The organism is Thioalkalivibrio sp. ALE28 (assembly GCF_000377425.1).
Taxonomy (GTDB): domain Bacteria; phylum Pseudomonadota; class Gammaproteobacteria; order Ectothiorhodospirales; family Ectothiorhodospiraceae; genus Thioalkalivibrio.
Genome location: NZ_KB898099.1, coordinates 1 through 21,458 on the forward strand (window position 1 = coordinate 1; position 21,458 = coordinate 21,458).

22 protein-coding genes are annotated in these 21,458 nt (G+C 68.7%); 9 read left to right on the plus strand and 13 right to left on the minus strand.

What is annotated here, in order from left to right; genetic code table 11:
• Window positions 1-415 precede the first annotated feature (415 nt).
• Together D105_RS0108030 and D105_RS0108035 are read left to right on the plus strand one after the other, a co-directional pair.
• Window positions 416-640 (plus strand): DUF433 domain-containing protein, encoded by a 225-nt coding sequence (locus D105_RS0108030; protein ID WP_018865525.1) that lies wholly within the window; start codon window positions 416-418, stop codon window positions 638-640.
• The gene (locus D105_RS0108035) at window positions 641-973 is read left to right on the plus strand and encodes a DUF5615 family PIN-like protein (protein WP_018865526.1); all 333 of its coding nucleotides are present in this window, start codon (window positions 641-643) and stop codon (window positions 971-973) included.
• A 58-nt stretch (window positions 974-1,031) separates the two neighbouring features.
• On the opposite strand, the gene D105_RS0108040 is transcribed toward D105_RS0108035, so the two are convergent.
• Complete coding sequence (locus tag D105_RS0108040) at window positions 1,032-1,238, minus strand: hypothetical protein (protein ID WP_018878098.1); 207 nt, start codon at window positions 1,236-1,238, stop codon at window positions 1,032-1,034.
• A 356-nt stretch (window positions 1,239-1,594) separates the two neighbouring features.
• Between D105_RS0108040 and D105_RS0108045 the strand changes: the two genes are divergently transcribed.
• On the plus strand, window positions 1,595-1,948 hold the full coding sequence (locus D105_RS0108045; RefSeq protein WP_018878099.1) for a hypothetical protein: 354 nt from the start codon (window positions 1,595-1,597) through the stop codon (window positions 1,946-1,948).
• A gap of 422 nt (window positions 1,949-2,370) precedes the next feature.
• Here D105_RS0108045 and D105_RS0108050 read toward each other — a convergent pair whose 3' ends face one another.
• Complete coding sequence (locus D105_RS0108050; protein ID WP_018865529.1) at window positions 2,371-2,901, minus strand: hypothetical protein; 531 nt, start codon at window positions 2,899-2,901, stop codon at window positions 2,371-2,373.
• 167 nt (window positions 2,902-3,068) lie between these two features.
• A complete protein-coding gene (locus D105_RS0108055) occupies window positions 3,069-3,650 on the minus strand; it encodes a thioredoxin family protein (RefSeq protein ID WP_018878100.1) in 582 nt (193 codons plus the stop codon).
• A 114-nt stretch (window positions 3,651-3,764) separates the two neighbouring features.
• Between D105_RS0108055 and D105_RS0108060 the strand changes: the two genes are divergently transcribed.
• Window positions 3,765-4,505 carry a ferredoxin--NADP reductase gene (locus tag D105_RS0108060; protein ID WP_018876552.1) on the plus strand — a complete coding sequence of 247 codons (741 nt, stop codon included), beginning with the start codon at window positions 3,765-3,767 and terminating at the stop codon, window positions 4,503-4,505.
• Window positions 4,506-4,681: 176 nt separating this feature from the next.
• Here the strand turns inward: D105_RS0108060 and D105_RS0108065 are convergent, their stop codons facing one another.
• Window positions 4,682-5,452, minus strand: a complete 771-nt coding sequence (locus D105_RS0108065; RefSeq protein WP_018876551.1) for a S9 family peptidase — start codon at window positions 5,450-5,452, stop codon at window positions 4,682-4,684.
• A gap of 133 nt (window positions 5,453-5,585) precedes the next feature.
• Here D105_RS0108065 and D105_RS0108070 point away from each other — a divergent pair, with 133 nt between their 5' ends.
• On the plus strand, window positions 5,586-5,786 hold the full coding sequence (locus tag D105_RS0108070; RefSeq protein WP_017942660.1) for a YdcH family protein: 201 nt from the start codon (window positions 5,586-5,588) through the stop codon (window positions 5,784-5,786).
• 305 nt (window positions 5,787-6,091) lie between these two features.
• Here D105_RS0108070 and D105_RS0108075 read toward each other — a convergent pair whose 3' ends face one another.
• On the minus strand, window positions 6,092-7,387 hold the full coding sequence (locus tag D105_RS0108075; protein ID WP_018878101.1) for an NAD(P)/FAD-dependent oxidoreductase: 1,296 nt from the start codon (window positions 7,385-7,387) through the stop codon (window positions 6,092-6,094).
• Between the two features lie 17 nt (window positions 7,388-7,404).
• Complete coding sequence (locus D105_RS0108080; RefSeq protein ID WP_018865534.1) at window positions 7,405-7,716, minus strand: c-type cytochrome; 312 nt, start codon at window positions 7,714-7,716, stop codon at window positions 7,405-7,407.
• A 225-nt stretch (window positions 7,717-7,941) separates the two neighbouring features.
• Between D105_RS0108080 and D105_RS0108085 the strand changes: the two genes are divergently transcribed.
• Window positions 7,942-8,250, plus strand: coding sequence for a PilZ domain-containing protein (locus D105_RS0108085; protein WP_081618392.1), 309 nt, complete (start codon window positions 7,942-7,944; stop codon window positions 8,248-8,250).
• A 29-nt stretch (window positions 8,251-8,279) separates the two neighbouring features.
• Here D105_RS0108085 and D105_RS0108090 read toward each other — a convergent pair whose 3' ends face one another.
• On the minus strand, window positions 8,280-8,672 hold the full coding sequence (locus D105_RS0108090; RefSeq protein WP_018876549.1) for a DUF3775 domain-containing protein: 393 nt from the start codon (window positions 8,670-8,672) through the stop codon (window positions 8,280-8,282).
• Window positions 8,673-8,675: 3 nt separating this feature from the next.
• Entirely contained in the window at window positions 8,676-8,987 is a 312-nt protein-coding gene (locus D105_RS0108095) for a DUF2288 family protein (protein WP_018878102.1), read from the minus strand.
• 95 nt (window positions 8,988-9,082) lie between these two features.
• On the opposite strand from D105_RS0108095, the gene D105_RS0108100 reads away from it, so the two are divergent.
• The 3 genes from D105_RS0108100 to D105_RS0108110 are packed head-to-tail and all read left to right on the plus strand — an operon-like array spanning window position 9,083 to window position 11,485.
• A complete protein-coding gene (locus D105_RS0108100) occupies window positions 9,083-9,412 on the plus strand; it encodes a PepSY domain-containing protein (RefSeq protein ID WP_026279137.1) in 330 nt (109 codons plus the stop codon).
• Window positions 9,409-10,125, plus strand: a complete 717-nt coding sequence (locus tag D105_RS0108105; RefSeq protein ID WP_018865539.1) for a response regulator transcription factor — start codon at window positions 9,409-9,411, stop codon at window positions 10,123-10,125. The genes D105_RS0108100 and D105_RS0108105 overlap by 4 nt, the downstream gene beginning before the upstream one ends.
• Window positions 10,126-10,150: 25 nt before the next feature.
• A complete protein-coding gene (locus D105_RS0108110; RefSeq protein WP_018878103.1) occupies window positions 10,151-11,485 on the plus strand; it encodes a HAMP domain-containing sensor histidine kinase in 1,335 nt (444 codons plus the stop codon).
• 45 nt (window positions 11,486-11,530) lie between these two features.
• On the opposite strand, the gene D105_RS0108115 is transcribed toward D105_RS0108110, so the two are convergent.
• The 5 genes from D105_RS0108115 to D105_RS0108135 all read right to left on the minus strand — a co-directional run bounded on the left by D105_RS0108115 (window position 11,531) and on the right by D105_RS0108135 (window position 21,391).
• A complete protein-coding gene (locus D105_RS0108115) occupies window positions 11,531-12,787 on the minus strand; it encodes an FAD-dependent oxidoreductase (RefSeq protein ID WP_018878104.1) in 1,257 nt (418 codons plus the stop codon).
• Window positions 12,788-12,812: 25 nt separating this feature from the next.
• Entirely contained in the window at window positions 12,813-16,739 is a 3,927-nt protein-coding gene (gene hrpA, locus D105_RS0108120) for an ATP-dependent RNA helicase HrpA (protein ID WP_018878105.1), read from the minus strand.
• 2 nt (window positions 16,740-16,741) lie between these two features.
• The gene (locus tag D105_RS0108125; protein WP_018878106.1) at window positions 16,742-17,332 is read right to left on the minus strand and encodes an SPOR domain-containing protein; all 591 of its coding nucleotides are present in this window, start codon (window positions 17,330-17,332) and stop codon (window positions 16,742-16,744) included.
• 3 nt (window positions 17,333-17,335) lie between these two features.
• A complete protein-coding gene (argS, locus tag D105_RS0108130) occupies window positions 17,336-19,099 on the minus strand; it encodes an arginine--tRNA ligase (protein ID WP_018865544.1) in 1,764 nt (587 codons plus the stop codon).
• Window positions 19,100-19,186: 87 nt separating this feature from the next.
• A complete protein-coding gene (locus D105_RS0108135; RefSeq protein WP_018878107.1) occupies window positions 19,187-21,391 on the minus strand; it encodes a primosomal protein N' in 2,205 nt (734 codons plus the stop codon).
• Between the last annotated feature and the right edge of the window lie 67 nt (window positions 21,392-21,458).

The following is a 21,458-nucleotide window of genomic DNA, read 5'->3' on the forward strand; positions in this document are numbered from 1 at the left end:
CCGTCAATACTGATCCACAACTCGGCCTTGCCGACATCGACCCCGATCCGATGCGTTGCCATCATCACACCTCCCGAGCTAGCTTGGAGTGGTCTGTCGGGGCCTCACCGAACGCTGGCTTGCCATCTATCGTCGGTCCCGAGCCGATCGATTCCTTATCGGCGTTTAAGGTGAGGGGTGGGACGAACTCTCCTACCGTCTGTGCCACAGGCCAGATGCCAGCTTCGTCCCTCCACCCCGACAGACCCTTTCTAGGCCTGCCACGGGTAAACATACAAGCCTGCTTGCAGGCGAAGCCCCTGCCCGCGCCCGACTCTGGCGAACATGACATGCGCGGACCCGTTTGCTCCAGCATTGGTCCGATAACGATACACTTCGTCGATACATTCTCTGGTCGTCTGCGCAGGAGGCCATCATGAGCGAGTTGCAACGCATCACCTTTGATCCGGAAATCTGCGGTGGACGCCCTTGCATCCGCGGCACCCGGATGCGAGTGCGGGATGTCCTTGACCTTCTGGCGGCAGGGGCCTCGCGGGAGGAAATTCTGGAGGACTACCCCTACCTGACGGGCGAAGACATTACCGAGGCGTTGCGGTTTGCCGCGCGTCAAACGGATCACCCTGTTCTTCACGTCGCCTGAATGCGCTTCCTGGTCGACGCTCAGCTGCCGCCGGCCCTTGCGCGTTGGCTCGTTGACCAGGGTGTTGCGGCCGAGCATGTTGCGGATGTCGGACTTCTTGAGGCTTCCGATAAAGAAATCTGGGCGGAAGCTCTCCGAACGGGGGCCGTCATCGTGACCAAGGATGAGGATTTCGCCGTGTGGCGCTCCGCGGACTCGGGGGCCTATCCAGCCGTCGTCTGGCTTCGAATCGGAAATACCCGGAAAGCGGCCTTGCTCGAATGGTTCAAGCCGCTTCTACCTCGCGTGCTCCGGGCGCTGGAGAACGGCGAATCGCTGATTGAAGTCGACTGAGCGAGCGGCCCCTCGCTGAGCGAGTCCTGACACCACGTCTACTCAGGTGGAGTTGAAGTTAGCGGTCGTTCAGCCAGGCGGCCCACTGGGAGTGGGTGGAGACGTCCACGCCGTCGGCCTTCGCGGCCTGTTGCAGGTGGGTCTGCAGGTCGGCCATCAGTTCGGAATCCATCAGATCGGGCTCCAGGGTGAGCTGCGCATGCAGCGTGCTGTAGACGAGCTTGAGTTCAATTATCGGGTACTGCGACCAGTCGAGGTGGGCCATGGCGTCCGTTCTCCGTTTCCATCAGTTGAGTTATAGCCTGAGGGTGGCCTGCGGTGCCATTCAAAAGCACTTGCCAGGGAAACGTTGATTAATGTACACGCTCGCGTTGGCACCCCAGGTTTTCCGAGACAAGGCGCGGTGTGCAGCCGGTAGTGGTTCTACCGGCAAGGGCCGCAACGCAGGATCGGGGAACCTGGGGTGCCAACCCCGAAGGGGCTCGGCCTCTTTTGCGTGGGAACGGCGTTGCGGTTCCCTTGTGCAGAATGACTGCACGGCAGTCACCGCGCCTTGTTCGCACGCAAAAGCGACTCGAGCGCGAGCGTGTACATTGATCAATGTTTCCCCGGGGTGCGGAGATGTTTAAGCGCCGGGCACGTCTGCTGGTGGCGTCGGAACGCCCGGACGGGCGTGCCGCGCGCGTGGCGGAGCTGGCCGCGGCGGCCGAGTTCGAGGACTGGATCGAGGTACGTCCGGCGCGCGCGATGGGCGCGCTGACGGATGATGACCTGGCCTGGGCCGATTTGCTGGTGGCGGTCGACACCGCCGCCGCCCGCGCCATGCCCGAACATCGGCCCGCGACCTGCCGCCCGAAATACTGGCGCTTGCCCGACGAGACCGGCGCGGAGCTGGATCTACAGGCCCTGGAGGCCCTGCGTTGCATGGTTGGCGGGATGCGTATGCTGGCGCGGGTGGATGCCGAAGACGCCTGAGGGGCGTGTCGGCGCGTCCCGTCCAGTGTTCTTCAAGACGCGAGGCATTGCCTTGCGAATCCCGAGTCATCCCGGCCGCAGCAAAGCGGAGAGCCGGGATCTGCGGTGGTTACTTTGACCGGGCGTGTCAGATCCCGGATAACCGCTGCGTGGTTTCCGGGATGACGTCGAGAGAGGTGATCGGGGATACCCGGGCGTGATCGCGAGGGGCACGCCCGGGTTGGTTCCGACCGATCGCGACGGCGCTGTGCGTCTCGCGATGACGATGCTTCTCGCAGTTCGCGTCATGGCGAGGCTCCGTCAGGGGCCGTGGCCATCTGCGGACGCAACCGCTGAGGGTTGCCTGGCTCGGCGTCGGGGCTGTCCACGCGGCTCGCTGCTGCACGTCACGCGATGACGGGTCAGTTTTCCCTGTAGGCCTCCTAGTCGGGGGTGTAGGGCGTCGGTGCGCGGGCGTGCAGCTGGGCCAGGTGGTCTTCGTAGAGGGTCCAGATGCGCGGCGCGATGGCGCCGCGTGTACCGGGGTAGGTGAGGCGGTCGGGGTTGAAGCTGATCAGGCGTTCGATCTCGGTGCAGCGCAGTTCGTCGTTGATCACGTTGAAGATCAGGATCTGCGTGCCCTGGTCGGCGATGGGCAACAGGGCGCCGATGATGCCGGTGTCGTTCAATCCGGGCTCGCCGCGGGCGTCGCCGAGCTCGGCTGGGGGGCGCACCAGCGTCCCCAGCAGTTCCTGGTAGGCCTGATCACAGGCGTAGCAGATCTCGGGCGCGCGCAGCCCCTGCACCCGGGCGCAGGCCTGTTGCACGGTAGTGTCGGGCAGGGCCATGCGCTCCGGTGGAATCGGGATGCGGTTCGATTCGCCATTCGGCAGCAGGCGCGGTACCGCCTCCTGACAGGACGGGCATCGCCAGGTGGCGATGCGGGGGCCGTCGATTACGTTGCTGGGAGGCATCTGGCGACCCTCATCCGGGGGTTCGGGGCGGCATGCGGCGCGCGGTAGCGAACGCCTGGGTTGCTGGCTGATGAGGGCGGGGCCATTCGCGGGCAGGCTCGCTACCACAGGGGCGGGCCCACCGGTCCTGCCCCCTGGGTCGTCCTCGTTTCAAGCGAGCCTCCTGTTCAGCCGAAGTAGTCCGGTTCGTTACCGGGGCGCCACTTGATATTGCAACCGAGGCTGGGATGCTGCGGCTCCGGTGCCGGCTGGCCGGCGAGCAGGGCATCGCTGGCGGCGCGCAGGTCGCGGCCGGTGACCGGGGTGTCGGAACCGGGGCGGGTCTCGTCGAACTGGCCCCGGTAGTACAGCTTGCGATCGGCATCGAACAGGTACAGGTCCGGGGTGCAGGCGGCGTGGTAGGCCTTGGCGACGGACTGGTCCTCGTCGAGGCAGTACGGGAAGTTGTAGCCGAAGCGGCGGGCGTCGTCCTTCATCTTGTCCGGGGCGTCGTCCGGCACCGCCTGGATGTCGTTCGAGGTGATCGCGATTACCGCGATGCCCTTGTTCGAGTATTCGCGGCCATAGCGCGCGAATTCGTGGCGGATCAGCTGCACGAACGGGCAGTGATTGCAGATGAAGGCGATCATGTAGCCTTTCGCGTCGGGGAAGCTGTCGAGGCTGACGTTTTCGCCGGAGACGACGTCCGGCAGGGAGAAGTTGGGTGCCTCGGTACCGAGTTCGATCATCTGCGAGGGGGTGCGGGCCATGACTGCTCCAGTGGTCGGATTTGCGACAATTATACGGCGTTGGCCGGGGATGCTTGAAACCTTCCCGCCTCGCCCGCAATCTTTGAACAATACCTGAGTAATGGAGTAGGGAATATGGGCTGGGTGACCGGTGTCGTACGGGAGCGCAAGCAGTGGACGGACCGCCTGTTCTCGCTGCGCGTGGATGCCGAGGTCGAGCCGTTCAAGGCGGGGCAGTTCAACCGCCTGCGCCTGGAGATCGACGGGGAGATGGTGGGACGGCCGTATTCGTACGTGAACGCCCCGGGCGAGACCCCGCTGGATTTTTACCTGATCACCGTGCCGGACGGCCCATTGTCCAACCGCCTGGTGCAGCTGGAGCCGGGTGATCAGGTGGAGCTGATGCCGCGCGCGACCGGCTTCTTTACCCTGGACGAGCTCCCCGACAGCCGCGACCTGTGGTTGTTGTCCACCGGTACCGCGCTGGGTCCGTTCCTGTCCATCCTGAAGACGGACACCCCGTGGGAGCGCTTCGAGAATATCCGTCTGGTCCACGCGGTGCGCCAGGCGGAGGAACTTACCTACCAGGAAGCCATTCGGGAGTTTCAGGAGCGCGACGCGAAGCGGTTTCAGTACATCCCGTTCGTCAGTCGCGAGCCGTTCCCCGGGGGGCTCGAAGGGCGGGTGCCGGCCGCGATCGCCGAGGGCCGGCTGGAACACCACGCGGGCCTGAAGATTACCCCGGAGCATTCGCAGGTGATGCTGTGCGGCAACCCGGCCATGGTGCAGGACACGACCGCGATCCTGAAGGAGCGCGGCCTGGCGAAGAATCGCCGGCGCAAGCCGGGGCATATCACCACCGAGAACTATTGGTAGGCCCGGGGCTTTTTGGATTCGGGCCGGCCCTCTCGCCCTTCGCTCGCGAAGATCGCCCAAACTCGACAGGCTCCCGGGGCCATGTTGTAGGAGGCCAGCCCTCTGGCCGATGGGGTTTTGCCGGCGCCTGATCGGCCAGGGGGCTGGCCTCCTACGGGCTGTGGCTTGCGCTGGGGCTAGTCCAGCAGGTTCGCCGACCAGGCGCGGATCAGGCCCGCCACGTAGCGGGTGTGTTCCGGGCGCGAGAGCAGGTGGTCGGCCTGGTGCAGGGCGACGAAGCTCTTGGGGTGCTGCGCCTGCTGGAAGATCTTGCGGGCGTGATCCACGCTGACCACCGTGTCGCCCGGTGAGTGCAGCAGCAACAGCGGCCGCTGCAGCGTGTCGAGTGCGTGGTCCAGGGTCGGCTCCTCGATCGACTCGATGAAGGCGTGCCCAATCTCCACCGGGCGTCCGCCGATGCTGATCCGGGCGGAGCCCTCGCGCCGGATCTCGTCGGCCGTGTCCCCGAACAGGTGGGCGACGTGGCCGGGCCGGCTGGGGGCGGCAATGGTGACGACGCCGTCCAGCGTCTCGCGCTGCGCGCCGACATGGATCGCCATGGCCCCGCCGAAGCTGTGACCGACCAGCAGGTTGGTGTGCCGCCCGGTGAAGGTCTCCAGCGCCTCGAGCGCCGAGTGGAGGTCCTCGCAGTAGGTCTCCAGCGTGCTGTCGCGGAACTCGCCCTCCGAGTCACCCAGGCCCATGAAGTCGAAGCGCAGGGTGGCGATGCCCTCCTCGGCGAGGGCGCGCGCCAACCGTACCGTCGCCGGGAAGTCCTTGGAGCAGGCGAAGCAGTGCGCGATGCAGGCCTGACCGCGAATGGCATCGGCCTCGGGTGCGACCAGTACGCCGCCCAGACGGGGGCCGCGCGGGGTCTGGATGGTGAGCGGGGTGTTGTGGATCGCCATCGAGCAGGCTCCTGAAGGGCGGCTATGGTCCCGCCGGGGACGGTCTGCGATCATACGGGTTTGATGATCCGAATGGCCACGCGGGATTCTCCTGCCACGCGGCCACCACTTCACGGGACCACTGGGGGCCGGCTTGGAAACCGAGAGTCAGATTCGCGCACGCCTGGCCGAGCTGGAGGCCGAGCACCGGGCTCTGGATTCCGCTATCGGCGTGATGCACGAGCAGGCCGCACCCGACATCTTCGCCATCCAGCGCCTGAAGAAGCGCAAGCTGCAACTGAAGGACGCGATCCAGCGCCTGCGCAGCCGGCTGATCCCCGACCTCAACGCCTGACCCGGGATATTCACCACGAAGCGGACGGGGGCGCGCATGAGAGCAAAGCGCGTGACAGGAAGATTAGAAGACAGGAAGAAAGGCAAGGCTATAGGCCTTGGGCCCAGATCGTTCTGTTAAGCGTTTACCCGTCGGTCAGATCAGGGGCTCACGACACATAAAGTAATCTGTTTTTCTTCCCGCTCTTCCAGCCTTCCTGTGAATCGCCCTTGACCTTCTTCGTGCCTTCGTGGGCTTCGTGGTGAGCAAAAAAAACGGCGCCCGGAGGCGCCGTTCGAGTGCGTTCCGTGACGGAACGGCTGGGGTCAGCCCCAGATGTCGCGGGTGATCCCGGCGTACCAGGCCCGGGTGTACTGCGCCTCGCGGCTCCGGAAGCTGGAGCTGGCGCCCGACGGGCTGACGCCACCGGCACCATCGACCCCTGCTTGCGCGCCATCCTTGTACTGGTAGACCGCGGCCACGCTGATCGCGTAGTCCGGGGTGACCAGGCTGTAGCAGGTGTTGGCGGAGGAGGGGTTGATCGGCTCCTGGCCGGACAGTTCGCGCACGACCGCGGCCGCGACGATCTTGCCCTGGTTGTTGGCCGAGTGGCCGGACTTCGGCATGGCGCCCGCCACGCTGGCATCCCCCAGGACGTAGATGTTGTCGTCCATCTCCGACTTGAAGGTGAGCTGATCCACCGGGACCCAGCCCTCGTCATTGGTCAGGCCCACGTCGTGGGCGATCTGGCCGGCGCGCTGGGCGGGGATGAAGTTCAGCACGTCGGCACGGACGCGTTCGAAGCCGCTGTCGGCCAGCACGGTCATGTTGTCGACATCGATTTCCTCGGCGCGACCGCCCTCCGAGCCGGCGCGCCATTCAATCATGTCGCCGTAGTGCTCGGCCCAGCCTTCCTCGAACAGGCCCTGCTTGGAGAAGCCATCCTTCGGATCCAGGATGATGATCTTGGAGCGCGGCTTCTCCTGCTTGAAGTAGTTCGCGACCAGTGACACCCGCTCGTACGGCCCCGGCGGGCAGCGGAACGGGTTCGGCGGGGCGACCATGACGAACACGCCGCCGTTCGGCATGTTTTGCAGCTGGGAACGCAGCAGCTCGGTCTGCGAACCGGCCTTCCAGGCGTGCGGGACACGGTCGGCGTCGGCCTCGGAGATGCCGGGCATGTCGTCGTAGCGGAAATCGATCCCCGGGGACATCACCAGCTTGTCGTAGCTCATGCTGTCGCCGCCGGCCAGGCGCACGCTGCGCGCGGAGGCGTCCACCGCGGTCACCCGGTCCTGGACGATCTCGATGCCGTAGTCATCCCGCAGGGTGTCGTAGCCGTGGGCGATGAAGTCCATGTCCGCGAAGCCGCCGATCACCCAGTTGCTGCCATAGCAGGTGTGGTAGGTGGCGTTCGGCTCGATCAGCGTCACGCGCATGTCGGGCGAGAACTGCTTGATGTATTTCGCGGCGGTCGCGCCGCCGGAGCCGCCGCCCACGACCACGACGTGAGCCTTGTCGGCCCCGCGCATGCCGTTGGCTGCACAGCCAATGCCAGCGAAGGCCGCGGCACTGCTGATGCCGGCGACCTTCAGGAAATTGCGTCGAGTAAAGTCATGCATGATGTGATTCCCCCTGATCAGAAGCGGCTGAAGTAGCCGGCCATCGCTTCGATTTCCTCGTCGGTGTAGCCCTTGGCGTGACGATCCATGATCGTCGCGTCACGGTCACCGTCGCGGAATGCCCTCATCTGGCTCTCGATGACATCAGCGGGAATCCGGCCCAGATCCGGTACACCCTCCTGAGCGCCGGCCGCGTTGTGGCAGGCCTTGCAGGAGGCGGCCATCAGCTGGCCCCGGGTGATTTCGTCGTCGGCAAGGGCCTGGGTAGCAGTGCCCGCCATCGCTAGCGAGGCGGCAAGCCCCACCAGGTACAAATGCGATTTCTTCATTGGAACGGACTCCTCCGTTAGAAGTGGCTTTTTGCGAGCGACAGCTGTGGAGTACTGCCTTCATCCTCGGGCCCGGTGTGGTGATCCGGGTTGTGATTTGCGCCACCGGGTTCGAGCCCGGTAGTTGCGCCTGATCGCGAAAACCAACGATCATGGAAATCGTATAGCACACAGAAAGCGCCTTTTCGATACATTGCAAAGGCATCTGCCACCAGGAGGAGTGCCATGACAGGGGAGCGGCGTCGTCATCCACGGATCCCGATGACGGTCGAGGTCGTGGCCGAGTGCGAAAGCGGGGACACGGTGACCCTGACCACCAACGACATCTCCGGTGGCGGAGCCTTCCTGCAGTGGGACGATCCGGAAAACGCCTGTGTGGGGCACCTGATGAAGCTCGCATCGGATGACGAACTGATGCTCCAGGTCTTCGGCATGCTCGGGGATGGCGGCGAGGCGCCGCGGGTGAAGGCCCAGGTGGTGCGGGTGATGGACGGCGGCATCGCCGTGCGCTTCGATCCCGAGGAGCTCGAATAGGGGTTGCCCCGATACCCGAGGCGGCCGCGCTAGTCCTCGCGCTCGATCTGTTCCAGGCCCGCGGCCCACTCGTCGGCGATCATCGGGTTCGTCAGCAGCCAGTGCACGGTGTCCGCGCTCCAGTCGTCGCGGGCCTCCTGCAGTGCGGTATCCCAGTCCGTGACCGCGTAATCCCCGCGCCCGACGCCGCTGAGCGCCTGCAGTTCCGCCTGTTGTTCCGGGCCCAGGTCGCGCAGCGTGCCCTCCAGCTCCTGCAGGGTCAGGTCGCTGGCGTGGTCGGCCAGCACCTGCAGGGCCCAGTCGTCGTCACTGCCCTCGGCGCCGGTATCCGGGAAGACCACGTCCTCCTTGGCGTGGAACTCGCGGGCGGCCTGGATCAGCCGTTCCAGGGTCTCGCCGGGGATGCCAAGGGAGACGGCCATCGTCTAGTGGGACGGGGTCCGCTCCTGGGCGAGGACCCAGGGCGCAGCCACGATGGCGGTGAAGATCGGATCGTTCGCGGCCCAGCGCCGGGCATCGTCATCCGAGGCGCGGGCGACCTGGTCATTGGCTAGCCATTCGCTGACCTGATGCGTGGCGTCATCGCGGAAGGCGCGGGCCACCTCGATCAGGTCCAGTTCCGGTGCCACGCGGATCACCACGCCGCGGGCGAAATGCGGCATGAGCTCCTTCCACGGCAGCGGACCGGCCTCTTCTTCCAGGGGGATCTCGGGTTGTTCGGCAGGGGCGTCTTGCATGACGGTTCCGGTCGGTTTCAGATAGGGTTCAGGCTAGGCCGATACCCTTGCATCTTCAAGACCTTTCCACGCAAATCCCCGGAGGATGCGCCACCATGCGACCCACGCCGGATCTCCAGCCCGGACACCGCGAGCGGCACCCGATGCGGCGTCGCTCGGGCCCGGTGCGGGCGCTGGCCATGCTGTTCCTGGTCGCGCTTCCGGCACAGGCGCAGTTCAATACCGACGACCCCGAGGCCGCGGTCTGGGACCTGGACGAGGCTGTTGCCCAGATCGAGGCACATTACCCGGGGCGGGTCCTGCATGCCCGCGAGGATGTCAGCCGCTACGGGGCGCGCCTGTTCGTGATCCGGATCCTGACCAACGACCAGCAAGTGCGTACCCTGCGCATCGAGGAAGGTACGGAAGTGGAGCTCCCGGAATGAATCTGCGCGTGGTACTGATCGAGGATGACGTTGCCCTGCGCAACCAGATCGGCGAGGAACTGGACCGCAGCGGCTGCCGCGTGGATACCGCCTCGGATGGCGAGACCGGATTGTACCTGCTGACCGAGTACCACTGCGATATCGCCGTGGTCGACCTTGGCCTGCCCGGCATGGATGGCCTAGACGTGATCCGCAAGGCGCGCGAGTCGAAGCCGCGCCTGCCGATACTGATCCTGACCGCGCGCGACCGCTGGCAGGACAAGGTCGAGGGTCTGGAGGCCGGCGCCGATGACTACCTGGCCAAGCCCTTCCATATCCAGGAACTGCTGGCGCGCCTGCGCGCCCTGGCGCGCCGCAGCCTGCAGTCAGGCCAGGAGCGGCTGCACTTCGGCCCGCTGGTGATCGATACCGCCGGCGACGAGGTCTGGTTGAATGGCGAATCGGTGACCCTGACCACATTCGAGTACCGCCTGCTGATGACCCTGGTGCGCCAGCCCGGCCGGGTGCTGAGCAAGGACGCGCTGGCGGACTACCTGTACGACCACGACGAGGACCGCGAGAGCAACGTGATCGAGGTCCTGATCGGTCGCCTGCGGCGCAAGCTGGATGCCGATGGCAGCCTGGGGCTGATCGAGACCCTGCGCGGGCGCGGCTACCGCTTTGCCCGCGAACCCGACCCCGCCCCGGAAAACGAGTCGGACAGCGCCCGATGATCCACCCCGAGGCCGCCCGGTCCGCATGAAGGCGGCCCTGCGCAAGCTGCGCGGCAGCCTGGTGCTGCGCCTGGCGGGGGTCACGGCTGTCACCGTGCTGATCTTCTCGCTGCTGACGGCCTGGGTGCTGGAGGCGGCCTTTCGCGACAATGCGGCGGACGCGGTGGAGACCCGGCTGGAGGCGCAGGTGCTGCTGCTGATGGGGCTGGCCGAGGTGATCGGCCCCGCGGATGTACGGGTCCCCGAGATGCTCCCCGAAAGCCGGCTGCAACTGCCGGTCAGTGGCCTCTATGCGCGCATCCTCGGCGAGGAGGGCCAGACCCTCTGGCGGTCGCCCTCGACGGTGGGCGTCTCGCTGCGTGGCTGGTCGGAGGACGAGTACTTCAGCTTCAGCCTGCCCGTGCAGTGGGAGCTGGAGGGCGACCAGGTGGGACTGACCTTCCAGATGCTGGAGGACCGCGAGGCCTTCAATGAACAGGTCGAACAGTACCGCGTCAGTCTGTGGCAGGGGCTGGGCGCGATGACCCTGTCCATGATCCTGGTGCTGTCGCTGGCGCTGTGGTTCTGGGGGCTGCGCCCGCTGCGTCAGGTGCGGCGCGACCTGGACGCCCTGCGCCATGGCGACCATGCCCGTCTGGGCGGGTACTATCCCACCGAGGTCCGTGCCCTGACCGGCAGTATCAACGACCTGGTCGAGTTCGAGCGGGCCCGCCTGGCGCGCCAGCAGAATGCCCTGGCGGACCTGGCCCACAGCCTGAAGACCCCGATCTCCGCGCTGCGCCTGAACCTCGAGAGCGCGCGACCGGACCCGGACGACATGCAGCGTCAGGTCGACCGGTTGCAGGGGATCGTCCAGCACCAGCTGAATCAGGCGCAGCGGCTGGGGCCGGCCCCGTTCCAGGCTGCCGAGCCGCTGGCGCCGATCATCGAGCGAACCGGCCAGGCGCTGGGACGGCTCGCCGCGCAGGAGGGGGTGACGCTGGAGACCGACCTGGCCCAGGGCTGTACCTTGCGCATGGACGGTGGCGCCATCTTCGAGTTGCTGGGCAATACCCTGGACAACGCCATTCGCCATGCCACCAGCCGGGTGCGGGTCACGACGCGCTGCCAGCCCGGCGAGGTGATGCTGATCATCGACGATGACGGTCCGGGTATCCCGCCGGCCGATCGGGCCCGGGTGCTGGAGCGCGGCCAGCGCGCGGACACACGCGGCGGGCAGGATGCCGACCGGGATACCGGTCAGGGGCTCGGGCTCAGCATCATCCATACCCTGGTCACCGACCACCGCGGGACGCTGTTCATCGAACAGGCCCCGGATCTGCAGGGTGCCCGCATACGCATGGTGTTCCCGGGGGGCTGAACCGACTTGCCGGAGGGCTATCCCGCGGCAGCCGGTTCGCGCGGATCAGAGCCCCAGGCCTTCCATCGGCAGGCTCGGTGCCTCGCCCAGCACCCCGGCTCGCACGAGTGCCGCCGCGCCGCAGGCAAAGGTCCAGCCCAGATGCCCGGATCCGGTGTTCAGGTGCAGGCCGTTGATGGCGGTGGGGCCGAGGATCGGTGTGCCACGGGCACTCATCGGGCGCAGTCCGGTCCAGGGGGCCATCGTCTCCGGGTCGAAGTTCGCGGGCAGGCCGGTCAGGGTGCGCCGGCACTGATCGAGGACATTCGCCGCGCGCTCGATGTTCAGGTGACGGTCGCGGCCGGCAAATTCGGCGGTACCGGCCAGGCGCAGGCGCGCCCCCAGCGGGGTCATCACCACCTTGTTGGCGTCATCGATCAGCGGCAGATTCAGCCGGCAGTCGGCGTCCATCGGCAGGGTCAGCGAATAGCCCTTTACCGGGGCGACGGGCAGATGCAGCCCCAGCGGGCGCAGCAGGTCCGGGGCGTGGTAGCCATTGGCGACCACGCAGGCATCCGCCGCGATCGGCCCTTCGGAGGTCTCCACCGCGTCGATGCGGCCTAGGTGGGTGCGCAGGCGCCGTACGGTGACGTTCGGGTAGTAGCGGATGCCCCGGCGCTGGCCGATCGCGAGCAGCTGCTCGGTGAACCGTGCCGCGTCGCCGATCGCATCCCCGGGGAAGAACAGCCCGCCGCACAGGCGGTCGCGCACCGGGGCCAGCGCCGGCTCTTCCGCGATGATCCGCTCCACGTCCCAGTCCTCGAAGCGCACGTCCTCATCAATCATCGCCTCGCTGGCGGCGCGATTGTGGGCCTGGCTGGCCGGGTCCTGAAACAGCTTCAGGATGCCGCAGCGGCGAAAGTCGAAGTCCAGCCCCTCGCTCGCCAGTTCCCGCTGCAGGCGGTCGATCTCACGGAGCGAGAACGCGGCCAGGCGGGCATTCAGACGGGTGTGCTGCTCGAACAGTGAGCGGCGGCTGTGCCACAGAAAGCGCAGGCCCCAGCCGGCCAGCCCCGGCAGGGCACGCGGGCGCAGCAGCAGCGGCGACTCCGTGCGGCCGAGAAAGCGCAGCAGGTCCAGTCCGACGCCGGGGGTATTCCAGGGTTCGGCGTGGCTGGCATGCAGCATGCCGCCGTTGGCCTGGCTGGAGCCGGAGGCGGGGGCGGGGCCGGCATCCACCAGCACGACCTCGGCCCCGGCCTCCTGCAGGTACCAGGCGGTGGTCACGCCGATGACTCCGGCCCCGATCACGACTACGCGCATCCGCTGCTTCCCTTATCAAGAACGCTCATGTACCGCTTGCCAGTCGTTGGATCACGTCCGCGTATTCGCGTTCCAGCCGCTTCGGCGACACCTTCTCGCGGGTGCCCAGTTCCTGGGCAAACTGCGAGACGCGAAATTCCTCGATGCGGTAGCGAAAGGCGAGCACGTCCGGGTGGTCCGGCGCCCGCGCGATCAGCTCCTGTGCCTGTTGCCACAGCGGCTCGACCGCGACGCGTCGCGCGCGGTCCTTGTCCGGGGCCTGGGTCAGGCGTTCCAGGCGCTTGTCGATCGCCTGCAGGTAGCGCGGCAGCTCGGGCAGCACGGCGTGCGGGGTGCGCAGCAGGAAATCGGCCGGGACCAGGGCCTCGAGCTGCCCGCGGATGTCGCGCGCGGCCTCGATCCAGGACAGCGGCAGATCCCCCTGCAGCCGCGTGCGCAGGTCGTGCCAGTGGCGCAGGATCTCGGCGGCCAGGCGCGAGAGCTCCATCACCGTGGGCGAGAACTCGGGCAGGCTGGCCTCCAGGCGCTCTCCAAAGGCCTCGGCATCGCGCGGCCACGGCTCGGCCAGGAACACGCGGTCGGCCGCGGCCTCCAGGATCTGGTCGCGCAGGGCCTCGCAGCTGCCGAGCGTCGAGTAGTTCAGGCAGGCGCGTTCGATCTCCGGGAGCTGGCGGCGCAGGTCGCGGGCGGTCTTGCGCGCGCCCAGCAGGAAAAGCCGGCGCAGCCCCGCGCGGTGGGTGCGCGTGGCTTGGGCCGGGTCCGGTTCCAGCTCCAGCGAGACCGCGTCGCCGCGATCGACCAGGATCGGGAAGGCGCGCAGCTGCGCCCCCTGGTGGTCGAACTCGACGCTCTCCGGCAGCGCGCCGAAGTCCCATTCGGTGATCCCCTCGCGGGTGATCTCGTCCGGGCGGCTGGCGTCGAAGTGGGCCTCGGCGCTGTCGCCCAGCCGGCGCTTCAGCGCGGGCAGGTCGCGGCCGCTGGCCTGCTCCTGGCCTTCCGGGTCGAGGATGCGAAAGCGCATCACCAGGTGTGGCTCCAGGTTCTCCGGGCGCCAGGCATCCAGCGGGATCTCGGTACCGGTCATCGCGCGCAGGGCCTCGGCCAGCGCCGGGATCAGCGGGCCCTGGCGGTGCTCGATACGCGCGAGCGCGGCCTGCGCGAAGTCCGGCGCGGGCACGAACTGGCGGCGCAGGCCCTTGGGCAGGCTCTTCAACAGGGCGGTCACGCGCTCCTCCAGCAGCCCCGGCACCAGCCAGTCGCCCAGCCAGTCGGGCACCGCGTTCAGTGCCGCGATCGGGATGGTCACGGTCACGCCGTCGTCCGGCTGGCCGGGTTCGAAGCAGTAGGCGAGCGGCAGGCGCAGGCCTTCGAGCTCGAGGTGGTCAGGGTAGGCCCCTTGTGGGAGTGCGGTGTCCGGTTCGTTCAGGAGTTCCGCACGGTCGATCCGCAGGGCGTCCGGGTCCTTCTTCTCGGTCTTGAGCGCCCAGGTCTCGAAGCTGGTGCCGTCGGTGATCTCCGCCGGCAGGCGGGCATCATAGAAGTCGAACAGGCGATCCTCTTCCACCAGCAGGTCGCGCCGGCGCCCGCGCGCCTCCTGCTCGGCGATCTCGGCCACGGCCTCGCGGTTGGCCTGTACCCCCTTCGAGCGGGTGCGCAGTTCGCCGCCGACCAGGCCCTCGCGGATCAGGATACGCCGCGCCTCGGCCGGGTCGTGTCTTGCGAAGTCCACCGGCTTTTTCGGGGCGACGACCAGGCCGTACAGGGTGATGCGGTCGAAGGCCCCGACGCGTCCGCTGCGACGCTGGAAGTGCGGCTCGAAGATATGGTGCTTGAGCAGATGCGCCGCCGCGGCCAGGATCCAGTCGGGCTCGATACGGGCATTGTCGCGGGCGTAGACACGGGTGGTCTCGGCGATCTCCGCACTCATCACCCAGGCGGGTTTCTTCTTTGCCAGGACCGAGCCGGGGTGGATCTGGAAGCGGCGGTTGCGCGCGCCGAGGTAGTCGCCGCGCTCGGTCTTCTGCCCGATCTGGCTGACCAGCCCGGTCAGCAGTGCGCGGTGCACGGGCTCGGCGTCGGCGGGCTGGTGGTTCGGCTTCAGGTCCATCTCGCGGGCCTGGCGCAGCAGCTGCACGCGCAGTTCCTGCCACTCGCGCATGCGCAGGAAGTTCAGGAAATGCTCGCGGCACCAGCGCTTGAGCGCATTCGAGCCGAGATCCTCGCGCGCGGTGTGCCAGGCCTCCCACAGCCGCAGCATGCCCATGAAGTCGGAGCCCTCGACCTGGAACTCGCGGTGCGCCTGGTCCGCGGCCTGGGTGGCCTCGGCCGGGCGCTCGCGCGGGTCCTGGAGCGACAGGAAGGCGGCGATAGTCGCGGTCTCGGTCACGCAGCCGTGGTCGGCCCCGGCCAGCAGCATCGCGCCGTGGCGCGGGTCGATGGGCATGCGTGCCAGCTGGCGGCCGCGCGGGGTGATGCGCCCGCGCGCGTCCACCGCACCCAGCTCCTCCAGCAGGCGGTAGCCGTCCTTGACCAGGCGTGGATCGGGTGGATCCACGAACGGGAACTGGCGCGGCTGACCGAGCTTCAGCGCGGCCATCTGCAGGATCACCGAGGCGAGGTTGGAGCGCTGGATCTCCGGGTCGGTGAAGGGCGGGCGCAGGTGGTAGTCGTCCTCCGCGAACAGCCGGATGCAGATGCCGGGGCCCAGTCGTCCGCAGCGCCCGGCGCGCTGGTCGCAGGCGGCCTGCGAGATCGGCTCCAGGCTCAGGCGTTGGACCCGCGAGCGCCAGGAGTAGCGCGAGACGCGGGCCAGCCCCGAGTCGATCACGAAGCGGATGCCGGGGACGGTCAGCGCGGTCTCGGCGACATTGGTGGCGAGCACGATGCGCCGGCCCGAGTGCGACTGGAACACCCGCGACTGCTCGCGCGCGGACAGGCGTGCGTACAGCGCCAGGACCTCGGTATCCGCGCGCACCTGCCCGCGCAAGGCCTTGTGGGCGTCGCGGATCTCGCGTTCGCCGGGCAGGAATACCAGGATGTCGCCGGGGCCGGCCCGCTCGCATTCGGCCACCGCCTCGCGGATGCCGTCGAACAGGTCGCGCTCGCCGCGACCGGCGTCTTCGTCCTCGCCAGCGTCTTCCGGCTCGATCGGGCGGTAGCGCAGCTCCACCGGATAGGTGCGTCCGGCCACGGTGAGGATCGGGGCGTCGTCGAAGAACGCCGACAGCCGCTCCGGGTCCAGCGTCGCGGAGGTGATGATGATGCGCAGCTCCGGGCGCTTCTTCGACAAGCGCTTGAGCACGCCCATCAGGAAGTCGATGTTCAGGCTGCGCTCGTGCGCCTCGTCGACGATCAGGGTGTCGTAGGCGCGCAGCTCCGGGTCATGCGCCAGCTCGGCAAGCAGCATGCCGTCGGTCATCAGCTTGACCCAGTTGTTCGGCCCGGTCTGGTCGGAGAAGCGCACCTTGAAGCCGACGGTGGAGGTCTTGTCACCCCCCAGCGTGGTGCCCAGTTCCTCGGCGATGCGGCTGGCCACCGAACGCGCGGCGATCCGGCGCGGCTGGGTGTGGCCGATCAGCCCGGTCTCGCCGCGCCCGGCCTCCAGGCACAGCTTGGGCAGCTGGGTGGTCTTGCCGGATCCGGTCTCGCCGCACAGCACCAGCACCGGGTGTTCGCGGATCGCGGTGACAATCCGCTCGCGCTCGGCGTGGATCGGCAGGTCGCCGGCGTAAACGGGCTGCGGGCGCAGGCGGGCGCGCTCTTCAAAGCTTCCTTCGGCGCGGTCCAGGCGGTCGGCCAGGGTGTGAGCCAAGCGATCGCAGGGCTGGCCGCGCTTCTGGCGCTGGCGGGCCCGGCGCAGCAGGTCCGTGAGGTCCTTGCGTTCGGGGCCGGCGGGCAGCGCCTCGATACGGGCGGCGAGGGCGTCGAGATCCGGTGCGGGGGCCGGTTCCACGGTCAGCCCTGGTAGCGCAGACGCAGGGCCTCGATGTTCTCGGTGCGCAGGCGCTCCAGCGCCTGGCGCACGCGGTCCTCGTCACTGAACGGGCCGAGGTACACGCGGTACCAGGTATCACCCTGGATCTCGACCTCGTGCACCTGCGGGTCGAGGCCCAGCAGGGTCAGGCGGGCCTTCATCTCGTCGGCCTGGGCGAAGCGGCGGAACGACCCGGTTTGCAGGACCACCGGCTCCCCCTCGCTGGGGGATGCGGCGGGCGGCAGGGTCGGGGCAGGGGTGTCGCGCTCGGACTCTGGTACGCGGATCTCGTCCTCGGGCAGCAGCTCGTAGTAGCGAAACCGCGGTTCGTCGTCCGACGGTACGGTGTCGCGCTCCACGGGGGCCGGGGTCGGGGCCGGAGCGGCGGTCTCGGCTCCCGGGTCGCCGAACAGCGCGCCCAGGTCCGGTGATCGGTCGGCCCCCTGCAGGTACAGCACGGCGGCAATGCCCAGCCCGATCAGCAGGCCGATCAGCATCCACACCCAGCCGGGGATCGGTCGCGCGGCCTTGCGCGGGGCGGACTTGCGACGGGTCTTGCGGGCCTGGGCCATGGTCTACATCCGTTCCGGGGCGGTCACGCCCAGCAGGCGCAGGCCATTGTGCAGCACCTGCTTGGCCCCGGTCAGCAGGGCCAGGCGTGCGCCGATCACGGCGGCATCCTCCGCGTTCAGGAATGGCACCGCGTTGTAGTAGGCGTGAAAGCCGGCTGCCAGCTCGCGCAGGTACTGGGCGATCTGGTGCGGTTCGCAGGCCTCGGCGGCCGCCGCGATCACCTCGGGGAAGCGGTCCAGGCGATCCAGCAGGTCGTCTTCCTGCGGCTCGGTCAGGCGCTCGGACAGCCCGGTGTCGTCCAGCGCGCTGGCGGCATGGCCGCGCTCGGCCGCAGTGCGCAGCACGCTGGCGATGCGCGCGTGGGCGTACTGGATGTAGTACATCGGGTTGTCGTTGGACTGCGACTTGGCCAGGTCCAGGTCGAAGTCCAGGTGCTGGTCGCAGCGGCGCTGCACATAGAAGAAGCGCGCGGCATCCGACCCGACCTCGTCGCGCAGTTCGCGCAGGGTGACGAACTGCCCGGCGCGGGTGGACATCGGCAGGCGTTCGCCCCCGCGGTAGAGGATCGCGAACTGCACCAGCAGCACGTCCAGGCGGTCGGCCTCCAGGCCCAGGGCCTGCAGGGCGGCGCGCACGCGCGGGACGTAGCCGTGGTGGTCGGCGCCCCAGATGTTGATCACGCGCTCGAAGCCGCGCTGGAACTTCTCGCGGTGGTAGGCGATGTCGGAGGCGAAGTAGGTGTAGTCGCCGTTCTCGCGGCGCACCACGCGGTCCTTGTCGTCGCCGTAGTCGGTGGAGCGGAACCACAGGGCCCCGTCCTTCTCGTACAGCGCGCCGTGCGCCTCGAGATCCTGCACCGCGGCATCGATCGCGCCGGAGTCGGCCAGGCTGCGCTCGGAGAACCAGCACTGATACTCGACCCCGAACTCGCGCAGGTCGTCGCGGATGTCTTCGAGGATGGCGTTCAGGCCGCAGTCGAACACCGTGCGGTACAGCTCTGGGCCCAGCAGCTCGCGGGCGCGGGCGATCACCGCGTCGATGTAGATCTCCTTGTCGCCACCGGCCGGCTCGTCCGGCGGGAGGTCGCGGGTGACGGCCTCGGTCGCGTGCACGGCCTGTTCGCCGATCTGTGCGGTCAGGGCCTCGGCGACCGGGTAGATGTAGTCACCCTGATAGCCGTTGGCCGGGAACGGGACCTGCACCCCGTGCTGTTCCAGATAGCGCAGCCAGACGCTGGCGGCGAGGATGTTCATCTGCCGCCCGGCGTCGTTTACGTAGTACTCGCGGGTGACATCGAAGCCGCAGAAATCCAGCAGGTCGGCGACGGTGGCGCCGAACGCCGCGCCGCGGCCGTGGCCGACATGCAGCGGGCCGGTGGGGTTGGCGGAGACGAACTCCACCTGCACCGGGCGACCGCCGCCCACGCTGGAGCGGCCAAAGTCGGCGCCCTGGGTGGCGATGCGGCCGAGCACCAGCGTGCGGGCATCCGCGGCCAGGCGGAAGTTGATGAAGCCGGGGCCGGCGATCTCGGTGGCGGCGAGACCGGGTACCTCGGGCATTGCGGCGCTGAGGGCCTCGGCGAGGTCACGCGGTTTGCTCTTGGCCGGGCGCGCGAGCTGCATCGCGAGGTTGCTGGCAAAGTCGCCGTGTTCGCGGTCGCGGGCGCGCGTGACCTGCACCTCGACACCGTGATCGGCGGGTACACGGCCATCGGCCACCAGGGTCTCCAGGGCGGCCGCGAGGGCCTCGGTTAGGGTGTCTTTCAAGAGGGGCTCGATCCGTCGTGTAAAAAGGGCCGCATTCTAACCCGGAAGCGGCGCACGTGCCGCCCCGGCGCCTGCCGCGGGAACGGGTCAGGCGAGCGAGACGGGGTCGATGTCGATGGCGATGCGGGTGCCGCGCGGCAGGTCGTCGGCCTGCCAGGCGTGGCGCGCCCGTGCGAGGCCCTCGTGCAGGGGGTTGCGGCGCGTGGACTGCAGCAGGATCTGTTCGCGGAAGCGGCGGTTGACGCGGTGACGCGGCGCGGGGGCCGGGCCCAGTACCCGCAGGCCCTCGGTCGCGGCGCTGCGCAGGTGGGTGGCGACGCGCTCGGCGTGGCGGCGGGTGGTCTCGGCATCGCCGGCCTCGACCCGGACCAGGGCCAGGTGGCCGTGGGGCGGCAGCTCGGCAGCAGCGCGTTCCTCCAGCAGGGGCGCGACCATTGCCGGGTAGTCGGCGGCATCCAGGCCGCGAATCAGGGGGTGGTCGGGATGCCCGGTTTGGAGCAGCACGCGACCGCCGCCGGAACCACGCCCGGCGCGGCCGGCGGCCTGCACGATGAGCTGGAGGGTGTTTTCCGTGGCGCGCAGGTCGACGCTGAACAGGCCCTGGTCCACGTCGATCACACCGACCAGTCCGACCTGGGGGAAGTCGTGACCCTTCGCCAGCATCTGGGTGCCGACCACGATCGCGGCATCCAGCTGGCGGATACGGTCCAGTGCCGCCTCCAGCGCGCCCTTGTGACGGATGCTGTCGCGGTCCAGGCGGATCAGGGGGGTGGTCGGGAAGTGCCGCGCCAGGGCCTGTTCCAGCCGCTGGGTGCCGAGGCCGCGCTGCGCCAGCGGCTCGCCGCATTCCGGGCAGCGCTGGGGGCGCGGTTCCTGGTGGCCGCAGAGGTGACAGACAGCGCGCGGGTTGTGCGCGTGAATGGTCAGCCGGGCATCGCAATCCGGGCACTCGGCCACCCAGCCACAAGCGTCGCAGGCCAGTACGCGGGCGAAGCCGCGGCGGTTGAGCAGCAGAAAACACTGGTGGCCGGCCGCCAGGGTCTGCTGCATGGCGTCGAGCAGCGGGGCGGTCAGGCCCTCGTCCGGGAGGTGTACGCGCGTGTCCACGGTCTCGACGGTGGGTGGTCGGGTCCCGTCCGGGCGTGTGGTCAGCCGGGCGTGGGCGTAGCGGCCCGTGGTGGCCGCGTGCAGGCTCTCGAGGGTTGGGGTGGCGGAACCCAGAACCACCGCGGCCTGCTCCAGCTGGCCCCGCTTGATCGCCAGGTCGCGGGCGTTGTAGCGGAACCCGTCCTGCTGCTTGAAGGCGCTGTCGTGTTCCTCGTCGACGATGATCAGGCCGAGGTCGGGCAACGGGGTGAAGAGGGCCGAGCGGGTGCCGACGACGATGCGGCGCTGGCCCTGGCGGGCGGCCTCCCAGGCGCGCAGGCGTTCGCCCTCGGCCAGGCCGGAGTGGAGCAGGGCGACCTGCCCGGGAAACCGCTGCTGGATGCGCGCGCTCAGTTGCGGGGTCAGGGCGATCTCGGGGATGAGGAACAGCACGGCGCGCCCGCCTGCCAGCACGCGTTCGGCCATCTGCAGGTAGACCTCGGTCTTGCCGCTCCCGGTCACGCCCTCCAGCAGCAGCGGTGCGCTGGTCCCGGGTGTCAGGGCCTCAACGGCCGTGCGCTGGTCGGGGGTCAGATCGTGGTCGCTGGTGGTCGGCGGTGGCGGCTGTGTCGGGTCGGGTGTGATCGCCTCCAGCCAGCCACGCCCCTCGTAGTCGCGTAGTTCGCGCGGGGCCAGCTGCAGGCCGGTCGCGGCGGCCAGGGTGGCGCGATCCAGGGCCGTGGCCGCGTGTCCCGGCTCCAGGGCGCGGAGGACCGCCTGCTGGCGCCGACCGCGCGCGAGGCCGTCGGCCAGGGCGCGGGTGCCCTCGGGGGTGATCCGCCACAGGGTTTCGGGGGTGAGGGCCGGCAACGGGTCGCCGTGGCGCAGGGCCGGTGGAAGTGCCCCCAGCAGGGCCTCGCCCAGCGGGTGATGGTAGTAGCGGGCCCCGAATCGCAGGAGCTCCAGCAGGCGGGGCGAGAGGAGCGGTTCGCTCTCCGGGGCCTCGTTCACCGCCCGCAGGCGTGCGGGCGGCACGTCACTGGTGGTCGCCAGCTCGACCACCAGGCCGACCGTGGAGCCGCGGCCGAAGGGCACGCGCACCCGCTGTCCGGGCGTGAGCGACAGGTCTTCGGGGATGCGGTAGTCAAACAGCCGATCCAGGGGGCGATCCAGCGCGATGCGGGCGATTCGGGGCGCGACGGGCATGGGTCCAGTTTACTGCGTCGGGGCCCGGGAAGGGGGAGTCGGTTGCCTCAGGGCGGATCGGGTTGTT

Excerpts from the sequence above, each read along its gene's own strand:
- D105_RS0108030 (WP_018865525.1), top strand. The coding sequence starts at position 416 with ATGAGCGAGTTGCAACGCATCACCTTTGATCCGGAAATCTGCGGTGGA.
- D105_RS0108035 (WP_018865526.1), top strand. The coding sequence starts at position 641 with ATGCGCTTCCTGGTCGACGCTCAGCTGCCGCCGGCCCTTGCGCGTTGG.
- D105_RS0108040 (WP_018878098.1), bottom strand. The coding sequence starts at position 1,238 with ATGGCCCACCTCGACTGGTCGCAGTACCCGATAATTGAACTCAAGCTC.
- D105_RS0108045 (WP_018878099.1), top strand. The coding sequence starts at position 1,595 with ATGTTTAAGCGCCGGGCACGTCTGCTGGTGGCGTCGGAACGCCCGGAC.
- D105_RS0108050 (WP_018865529.1), bottom strand. The coding sequence starts at position 2,901 with ATGCCTCCCAGCAACGTAATCGACGGCCCCCGCATCGCCACCTGGCGA.
- D105_RS0108055 (WP_018878100.1), bottom strand. The coding sequence starts at position 3,650 with ATGGCCCGCACCCCCTCGCAGATGATCGAACTCGGTACCGAGGCACCC.
- D105_RS0108060 (WP_018876552.1), top strand. The coding sequence starts at position 3,765 with ATGGGCTGGGTGACCGGTGTCGTACGGGAGCGCAAGCAGTGGACGGAC.
- D105_RS0108065 (WP_018876551.1), bottom strand. The coding sequence starts at position 5,452 with ATGGCGATCCACAACACCCCGCTCACCATCCAGACCCCGCGCGGCCCC.
- D105_RS0108075 (WP_018878101.1), bottom strand. The coding sequence starts at position 7,387 with ATGCATGACTTTACTCGACGCAATTTCCTGAAGGTCGCCGGCATCAGC.
- D105_RS0108080 (WP_018865534.1), bottom strand. The coding sequence starts at position 7,716 with ATGAAGAAATCGCATTTGTACCTGGTGGGGCTTGCCGCCTCGCTAGCG.
- D105_RS0108085 (WP_081618392.1), top strand. The coding sequence starts at position 7,942 with ATGACAGGGGAGCGGCGTCGTCATCCACGGATCCCGATGACGGTCGAG.
- D105_RS0108090 (WP_018876549.1), bottom strand. The coding sequence starts at position 8,672 with ATGGCCGTCTCCCTTGGCATCCCCGGCGAGACCCTGGAACGGCTGATC.
- D105_RS0108095 (WP_018878102.1), bottom strand. The coding sequence starts at position 8,987 with ATGCAAGACGCCCCTGCCGAACAACCCGAGATCCCCCTGGAAGAAGAG.
- D105_RS0108100 (WP_026279137.1), top strand. The coding sequence starts at position 9,083 with ATGCGACCCACGCCGGATCTCCAGCCCGGACACCGCGAGCGGCACCCG.
- D105_RS0108105 (WP_018865539.1), top strand. The coding sequence starts at position 9,409 with ATGAATCTGCGCGTGGTACTGATCGAGGATGACGTTGCCCTGCGCAAC.
- D105_RS0108110 (WP_018878103.1), top strand. The coding sequence starts at position 10,151 with ATGAAGGCGGCCCTGCGCAAGCTGCGCGGCAGCCTGGTGCTGCGCCTG.
- D105_RS0108115 (WP_018878104.1), bottom strand. The coding sequence starts at position 12,787 with ATGCGCGTAGTCGTGATCGGGGCCGGAGTCATCGGCGTGACCACCGCC.
- D105_RS0108125 (WP_018878106.1), bottom strand. The coding sequence starts at position 17,332 with ATGGCCCAGGCCCGCAAGACCCGTCGCAAGTCCGCCCCGCGCAAGGCC.
- D105_RS0108135 (WP_018878107.1), bottom strand. The coding sequence starts at position 21,391 with ATGCCCGTCGCGCCCCGAATCGCCCGCATCGCGCTGGATCGCCCCCTG.